The sequence below is a fragment of the Streptomyces sp. ISL-1 genome (assembly GCF_018614585.1).
Lineage (GTDB): Bacteria > Actinomycetota > Actinomycetes > Streptomycetales > Streptomycetaceae > Streptomyces > Streptomyces maoxianensis.
Genome location: NZ_JAGGOI010000016.1, coordinates 199,050 through 205,448 on the forward strand (window position 1 = coordinate 199,050; position 6,399 = coordinate 205,448).

8 protein-coding genes are annotated in these 6,399 nt (G+C 70.6%); 4 read left to right on the forward strand and 4 right to left on the reverse strand.

The genetic code is table 11. From position 1 onward, the window contains the following. Nucleotides 1-124: 124 nt before the first annotated feature. From J7E87_RS13930 to J7E87_RS13945, 4 genes are all read right to left on the reverse strand, one after another. Entirely contained in the window at nt 125-511 is a 387-nt protein-coding gene (locus J7E87_RS13930) for a barstar family protein (RefSeq protein ID WP_215093611.1), read from the reverse strand. A gap of 18 nt (nt 512-529) precedes the next feature. Continuing rightward, the gene (locus tag J7E87_RS13935; protein WP_215093612.1) at nt 530-919 is read right to left on the reverse strand and encodes a ribonuclease; all 390 of its coding nucleotides are present in this window, start codon (nt 917-919) and stop codon (nt 530-532) included. Between the two features lie 115 nt (nt 920-1,034). After that, entirely contained in the window at nt 1,035-2,012 is a 978-nt protein-coding gene (locus J7E87_RS13940) for an SDR family oxidoreductase (protein WP_251017379.1), read from the reverse strand. A gap of 1 nt (nt 2,013) precedes the next feature. Continuing rightward, nucleotides 2,014-2,829: an SDR family oxidoreductase gene (locus J7E87_RS13945; protein ID WP_215093614.1), complete on the reverse strand. Its 816-nt coding sequence runs from the start codon at nt 2,827-2,829 to the stop codon at nt 2,014-2,016. Between the two features lie 56 nt (nt 2,830-2,885). On the opposite strand from J7E87_RS13945, the gene J7E87_RS13950 reads away from it, so the two are divergent. The 4 genes from J7E87_RS13950 to J7E87_RS13965 are packed head-to-tail and all read left to right on the forward strand — an operon-like array spanning nt 2,886 to nt 6,272. Next, a complete protein-coding gene (locus J7E87_RS13950) occupies nt 2,886-3,653 on the forward strand; it encodes an enoyl-CoA hydratase family protein (RefSeq protein ID WP_215093616.1) in 768 nt (255 codons plus the stop codon). Beyond that, nucleotides 3,650-4,510 (forward strand): CoA transferase subunit A, encoded by an 861-nt coding sequence (locus J7E87_RS13955; protein ID WP_215093623.1) that lies wholly within the window; start codon nt 3,650-3,652, stop codon nt 4,508-4,510. The genes J7E87_RS13950 and J7E87_RS13955 overlap by 4 nt, the downstream gene beginning before the upstream one ends. Continuing rightward, nucleotides 4,507-5,223 (forward strand): CoA-transferase subunit beta, encoded by a 717-nt coding sequence (locus J7E87_RS13960; RefSeq protein WP_215093624.1) that lies wholly within the window; start codon nt 4,507-4,509, stop codon nt 5,221-5,223. Before J7E87_RS13955 ends, J7E87_RS13960 begins: the two co-directional genes overlap by 4 nt. Next, nucleotides 5,223-6,272 carry a nitronate monooxygenase family protein gene (locus tag J7E87_RS13965; RefSeq protein ID WP_215093626.1) on the forward strand — a complete coding sequence of 350 codons (1,050 nt, stop codon included), beginning with the start codon at nt 5,223-5,225 and terminating at the stop codon, nt 6,270-6,272. The genes J7E87_RS13960 and J7E87_RS13965 overlap by 1 nt, the downstream gene beginning before the upstream one ends. The last annotated feature ends 127 nt before the right edge of the window (nt 6,273-6,399 follow it).

Below are 6,399 nucleotides of genomic sequence, written 5' to 3' on the forward strand. Positions count from 1 at the left end.
GGCGCAGCCTCGACCGAGCCCAGGCCCGACCGAACAGAACTCGCACGCTGCCGCCGATCCAAGAGCCCCGCAGCCTCGACCCGACCCACGGCACGGCGCGAACAGCGCCCGCGCGCCGGCGCCTTCAGAGAAACCGGAGCGCGCCGGGCGCCCGCTCCTCCATGGTCTGAACCAGCCAGTCGAACACGGTCGTGCCGAGGCCGGCCTTCGCCCGTTCCAACTGCTCTTCGACCGCGGCCCTGTTCTGCGGGTGGACCCGTCCGAGCCGCAGCTGAAGCTGTCGTACGGTCTCGTCCTGCCCCAGCGCCCGGCGGGAGGCTTCGTGGTCGCGCCACTCGAAGGCGAAGTCGCCGTCGTCCGGCGTCCCGAAGCCGCCGCTGAGGCAGTCGGCGAAGGAGTCGAGGTTGCGGCCGAAGTATCCGCCCGGCCCGTTCACGGCTTCGCCGATCACCCGCCAGAAGCTGTCCAGGCCGGTGACCTCCGCCCCGTCGATCACATAGGTCCTGGTCACGGGGCGGAGGATACCGGCTCAGCAGCTGTGGTCGACGAGGTCGAACGAGGCGTAGTGATCGGCGGTGTAGTAGTCCTCCTGGGCCGAGTCGCCCGTGACGACGCGTCGGGCGCCGCGGTTGGAGGAGCCCGGGGTCTTGACGGTGTACTCGTGGTAGTAGCCGGTCGAGTGCGAAGGCAGGACGCCCTCACGGTTCTGGAAGACCGTGCCGTCCTGGGGGTACGGGAACGGCCCGTCCGACTCGATCAGGTCGAGCGTGTCGTGCGCCTGGGAGGGGAGGTCGGAGTAGCAGATGTCACCGACTGCGGCCGCGGCCGTGGGGGTGGCCGTTGCCTGACCGCCGATGAGGAGAGTCGAGACAAGGGCGGCGATGCCACCGAGGGTGGCGATTCGTGGGGGGATTCGCATACGCACCATTGATGCGCGTAGAACTTGACCGGTCAACGTCAACTGCGTTGAATTTCCCGGGAGTTAACCGGGTTCCTGGCGAGCGTCGCAAGACCTTCACCTGTCGTACGCGCGGCTATCGCACGCCGTACACAGGCTGCGGCGGCTCCGCCTCGGCCAGCAGCTTCAGCGCCGCGACGCCCGCCTCGGCGGGGGTCCAGCGTGTGCCCTTGTCGGCGGTGGGTCCCGGCCGCCAGCCCTCCATGACGGTGATGCGGCCGCCCTCGGCCTCGAAGACGCGACCGGTGATTCCGGCGCTGCCGGCCGAGCCGAGCCAGACGACGAGCGGCGAGACGTCTTCGGGCAGGGCGGCGAGTCCGGCGAAGGCCGCCTCGGTCATACGCGTACGGGCCGCGGGCGCGATGGCGTTGACCTGGACTCCGTACCGGCCCATCTCGGCCGATGCGACCAGCGTGAGGCTGATGATCCCCGCCTTGGCCGCGGCGTAGTTGCCCTGGCCGACGCTGCCCAACAGGCCTGCGCCCGAGGTGGTGTTGACGACCCGGGCCGCCACCGGCCGTCCCGCCTTGGCCTCGGCACGCCAGTGCGCGGCGGCATGCCTGAGTGGCAGGAAGTGGCCCTTCACATGCACCCGCATCACAGCGTCCCAGTCGTCCTCGTCGAGGTTGACGAGCATGCGGTCGCGCAGAAAGCCCGCGTTGTTGACCAGAGTGTCGAGCCGTCCGTACGTCTCCAGCGCGGCGGCGACAAGCGACGCAGCGCCATCGGTCGTCGCGATGTCGCCGCCGTGCGCCACGGCTTCGCCGCCCGCCGCTCTGATCTCGTCGACGACCAGCTGAGCGGGTCCGCTCGGTCCGCCGGGCCCGTTCAGGTGCCGACCTCGGTCCCGGTTCCCGTCCAGGGATCGATCCAGCCCACCGTCCAGGCCGACACCCAAGTCGTTGACGACGACCTTCGCCCCCTCGGCGGCGAAGGCGAGCGCATGCGCCCGCCCCAGACCGCGTCCGGCGCCGGTGACAATGACGACACGCCCCTCGCACATGTTCCTGCCCGGGGTGCGGGAGTCACCCCCCGGGACGGCACAGTCGGCCATCTCACTTCTCCTTGTCGGTGTTGACGGTGTTGACGGTGTTGACGGTGTTGACGGTGTTGACGGTGTTGACCGTTGCGGCATCGAGGAACGCGGGTCGCTCCCCGCCCCCGTGCACGAGCAGCGAGGCCCCGCTCACATAGGCCGCCCGCCGCGAGGCGAGGAAAACGGCCGCGTCGCCGATCTCCGAGGGCTCGGCGAGCCGCCCCAGCGGTACCGTGCGGCCGACCGCCGCGATGCCCTCCTCGTCGCCGTAGTGCAGATGGGACAGCTCGGTGCGGACCATGCCGAGGACGAGGGTGTTCACGCGGACTTCCGGCGCCCACTCCACGGCCATGGAGCGGGCCAGGCTCTCGATGCCGGCTTTGGCCGCCCCGTATGCCGCCGTGCCCGGCGAGGGGCGGCCGCCGCTGACGCTGCCGATCATCACGATGGATCCGCGGGCCGCCCTGAGATGCTCGTGGGCGGCGAGCGAGGCGGTCAGCGGCGCGATGAGGTTGAGCTCGATCACGCGGGCATGACGGGCGGCGGCGTCTGCGCATTCGCCCTCGGAGAGCGGCCGGTAGGGCGTCCCGCCCGCATTGTTGACGAGGGCGTCCAGCCTCCCGTGCCGCGCCACGACACCGGCGAAGAACTCCCCCACCGCGGCCGGATCACGCAGGTCGAGCGGTACGAACTCGGCGCCGGTCAACGGGACTTCCGGCGGCCTGCGCGCACAGACCACCACGTGGGCGCCCGCCCGCAGGAACGCCCGGGCGATGCCGGCGCCGACGCCCCGCGTCCCGCCGGTGACGACGGCGACCCTCCCGTTCAGCTCCATCGGCTGCTACCTTCCCAACCTAACAAATGTTTGGTGGAAAGGTAGCTGATCCGCCCATGGGTGTCTCCACCGCAAGCCCAGAGAAAGGCATCCGCGTCGTCACGGTCGACTTCCCACCCGTCAACGCCCTTCCCGTACAGGGCTGGTACGACCTCGCCGACGCACTACGGACAGCCGGCCGCGACCCCGGGATCCGCTGCGTCGTGCTCACCGCGCGGGGCCGCGGCTTCAACGCGGGCGTCGACATCAAGGAACTGCAGCGGGATGCCGGCCACCGCGCCCTGGTGGGAGCGAACCGCGGCTGCTACGAGGCCTTCGCCGCCGTGTACGAGTGCGAAGTGCCCGTCGTCGCCGCCGTGAACGGCTTCTGCCTGGGCGGCGGCATCGGACTCGTCGGCAACGCGGACGTGATCGTCGCCTCCGACGACGCCACCTTCGGGCTGCCGGAGCTGGACCGCGGCGCACTCGGCGCGGCCACCCACCTCGCGCGGCTCGTGCCCCAGCATCTGATGCGAGCGCTGTACTACACCTCGCGCACCGCGACCGCGCAGGAGCTGCACGCCCACGGCTCGGTGTGGAGGGTCGTCCCGCGCGCCGAACTGGCCGATGCGGCACTGGAGTTGGCGCAGGAGATCGCCCGGAAGGACGGCAGCCTCATCCGGCTCGCCAAGGCCGCCATCAATGGCATCGACCCCGTCGACGTACGCCGCAGCTACCGCTTCGAGCAGGGCTTCACCTTCGAGGCCAATCTCAGCGGGGTCGCCGACCGCGTCCGCGACACCTTCGGCAAGGACACCTTCGGCAAGGAGGACCAGCAGTCGTGACCGACAAGATGATGCCCCCCGAAGAGGTCGTGGGCCGCCTGCGCAGCGGCATGACGATCGGCATCGGCGGCTGGGGTTCGCGCCGTAAGCCCATGGCACTGGTGCGGGCACTGCTCCGGTCCGAGGTCACCGATCTCACCGTTGTCTCGTACGGCGGCCCCGACATCGGCCTCCTCGCCGCCGCCGGCCGGATCCGCGAGCTCGTCACCGCCTTCGTCACCCTCGACTCGATCCCGCTCGAACCGCACTACCGGGCGGCCCGCGAGCGCGGTGACTTCGCCCTCACCGAGATCGACGAGGCGATGTTCATGTGGGGGCTGCACGCCGCCGCCAACCGGCTGCCGTTCCTTCCCGTGCGGGCAGGCATCGGCTCCGACGTGATGCGGGTCAACCCCGGGCTGCGTACGGTGACTTCGCCTTACGAGGAGGAGGGGGGCCGCGAGGAGTTCGTCGCCGTACCGGCCCTGCGGATGGATGCCGCGCTGGTGCACCTCAACCGCGCGGACCGGCTCGGCAACGGCCAGTATCTGGGGCCCGACCCCTACTTCGACGATCTGTTCTGCGAGGCCGCCGACGCCGCGTACGTCTGCTGCGAGCAGCTGGTGGAGACCGCCGAGCTCACCAAGGACGCAGCCCCGCAGACCCTGCTGGTGAGCCGCCACTCGGTCACCGGCGTGGTCGAGACCCCGAACGGCGCGCACTTCACCTCCTGCGCCCCCGACTACGACCGGGACGAGGCATTCCAGAAGCTGTACGCGACCACCCCCTGGCCCGAGTTCGCCGAGCGCTTCCTGTCCGGCGCGGACGAGCACGACTACCAGCTGGCCGTCCAGGCCTGGCACAAGGAGCAGCGGTGAGCGTCAGCCGATCCGAGTACTGCGTGATCGCGTGCGCCGAGGCGTGGCGCGACAACGGCGAGGTGCTGGCCAGCCCCATGGGTCTGATCCCGTCCTTCGGTGCCCGGCTGGCCAAGCGCACCTTCTCGCCCGATCTGCTGCTGACCGACGGCGAGGCGATGCTGGTCGGACTCGACGGGACGGTCGAGGGATGGCTCCCCTACCGCCGCCATCTGACCATGGTCACCGGCGGCAGGCGGCACGTGATGATGGGCGCCGGCCAGATCGACCGCTTCGGCAACCAGAACATCTCCTGCGTCGGCGACTGGGAGCGGCCGAAGCGGCAGCTGCTGGGAGTGCGCGGTGCGCCCGTCAACACCCTCAACAATCCGGTCAGTTACTGGGTGCCGAAGCACTCCGCGCGGGTCTTCGTCGAGCGTGTCGACATGGTGTGCGGTGTCGGCTACGACCGAGCGGCCGGGGCGCGCTACCACCGTATCCCCCGGGTGGTGTCCGACCTCGGCGTCCTCGACTTCGCGACCCCCGACCGCTCGATGCGCCTGGCGTCCCTGCATCCGGGCGTCACCGCCGAGCAGGTCCGGGAGGCGACCGGCTTCAACCTGGTGATCGGAGACGACGTGCCGTACACACGCGAACCGAGCGCCGACGAACTGCGTCTGATCCGCGCGGTCATCGACCCGGAGGGCCTGCGCGAGCGCGAGGTCAAGGCCTGATGGAGACCGCCTTCACCAAGCTCACCGGTGTCAGGCACCCCGTCGTGCAGACCGGCATGGGATGGGTGGCCGGACCCCGGCTGGTCTCCGCCTCCGCCAACGCCGGCGCGCTGGGCATCCTCGCCTCCGCCACGATGACCGTCGACCAGCTGCGACAGGCTGTCCGCGAGGTCAAGTCCCGTACGGACGCGCCCTTCGGGGTCAATCTCCGCGCCGACGCAGGGGATGCCGGGGACAGGGTCCGGATCATCATCGACGAAGGCGTACGGGTCGCCTCCTTCGCCCTGGCGCCCTCCCGCGAGCTGATCGCCGAACTGAAGGACGCGGGCGTGATCGTCATCCCCTCGATCGGGGCCCGCAGGCACGCCGAGAAGGTGGCTGCCTGGGGCGCGGACGCGGTGATCGTCCAAGGCGGCGAGGGCGGCGGCCATACCGGTGATGTCGCAACGACCGTGCTGCTTCCGCAGGTTGTGGACGCGGTCGACATCCCGGTGATCGCGGCCGGAGGTTTCCACGACGGTCGGGGGCTGGTCGCGGCGCTCGCCTTCGGCGCGGCGGGCATCGCGATGGGCACCCGCTTTCTGCTCACGTCTGACTCGACCGTGCCGGACGCGGTCAAGGCGCGGTATCTGGCGGCGGGCGTCAAGGACATCACTCTCACCACCGCCGTGGACGGGCTGCCGCACCGGATGCTCCGTACGGATCTCGTGGACGCCCTGGAGCGGGCGGGCCGTGCGAGAGCACTGGTACAGGCGGTGCGCCGGGCCGCCGGCTTCAAGAAGATCTCGGGCCTGTCGTGGTCGCAGATGATCCGCGACGGTCTGGCCATGAAGCACGGCAAGGAACTGAGCTGGAGCCAGGTCCTGCTGGCCGCCAACACCCCGGTGCTTCTCAAAGCGTCCATGGTCGAGGGCCGCACCGACCTGGGTGTGATGGCTTCGGGGCAGGTCGCCGGGCTGATCGAGGACCTCCCCAGCTGTGCGGAGCTCGTCGCCCGGGTGATGTCCGAGGCCCGGCACGTGCTCGGCGCCCTGCCCGCAGCGGAGTGATCCGGACTCTGTCGAGGTCAGGCCGCCGTCGACGCGTGACGATACGGCCTTCCGCCGTGTCGTCCCCCCAGACTCCGTCCGAGGGGACCCCCACGGGCTGAACACTCAGCCCCGCCGGCGTTTGAGG

Excerpts from the sequence above, each read along its gene's own strand:
- J7E87_RS13935 (WP_215093612.1), bottom strand. The coding sequence starts at position 919 with ATGCGAATCCCCCCACGAATCGCCACCCTCGGTGGCATCGCCGCCCTT.
- J7E87_RS13940 (WP_251017379.1), bottom strand. The coding sequence starts at position 2,012 with ATGGCCGACTGTGCCGTCCCGGGGGGTGACTCCCGCACCCCGGGCAGG.
- J7E87_RS13945 (WP_215093614.1), bottom strand. The coding sequence starts at position 2,829 with ATGGAGCTGAACGGGAGGGTCGCCGTCGTCACCGGCGGGACGCGGGGC.
- J7E87_RS13950 (WP_215093616.1), top strand. The coding sequence starts at position 2,886 with ATGGGTGTCTCCACCGCAAGCCCAGAGAAAGGCATCCGCGTCGTCACG.
- J7E87_RS13965 (WP_215093626.1), top strand. The coding sequence starts at position 5,223 with ATGGAGACCGCCTTCACCAAGCTCACCGGTGTCAGGCACCCCGTCGTG.